Genomic DNA, 614 nt, shown 5'->3' on the forward strand with positions numbered 1-614 from the left:
CAGCATCGTCACGTCGGGRCTGTACTGTCCTTACCCGTTCGTCAATGCGAACGAAGAAGAATGGCTGCTGTCAGCGAAGGGGTTGAGCGCAGGTCCCTACCAGTGGGACTACGAGGTAGCACGCAGCACAGGTGGCAGCGGCTACACGCGACTGAGCCTCTTCGACAACGGCCACGTCCAGGCCGACTTCGTCGCAGTCAGCAAAGCCCAGAAGGACGCATCAGAGCAAGAAGCCTTGATCTGACGACGCCATTGGGATGTAGGTTGGTGACCTCATCGCACCGCTGCACGTAGTCCGCTTCACGCCAGCGCCCGGATCGACTGACACACTCCACTCAAGGATCGCTGTCGAGCCGGTAGACAGACGCGCGCCAGCTGAGAGGCCGCGCTTGCTCACGCCGAACTATGAACTACCGACCACCGAACGATGCTTCCTCAGTGGTCGTTCGTTGTCGCGCCATGAATAACTCATCAGAACTACGGAGGTGAAACTTATTTGGGCGCAATACAACATGGACCGTGAACTCAGCCAACGGAGAGGCCCATGTCTAGATTCTTTGTGCAAACGTTGCTTGGATGGCGCTTGCTAGGCCTTCTACTCGCAATCCTGACTC

The 614-nt window shown here is 57.6% G+C and carries 1 protein-coding gene; it reads left to right on the top strand.

Going from position 1 to position 614, the window contains the following annotated elements; all coding sequences use genetic code 11:
- The coding region (locus tag ACXRVZ_RS27690; RefSeq protein WP_458233143.1) for a hypothetical protein at positions 1-244 on the top strand (244 nt) is incomplete at its 5' end.
- Positions 245-614 lie beyond the last annotated feature (370 nt).

This window comes from Roseateles sp. P5_E8 (assembly GCF_054177665.1).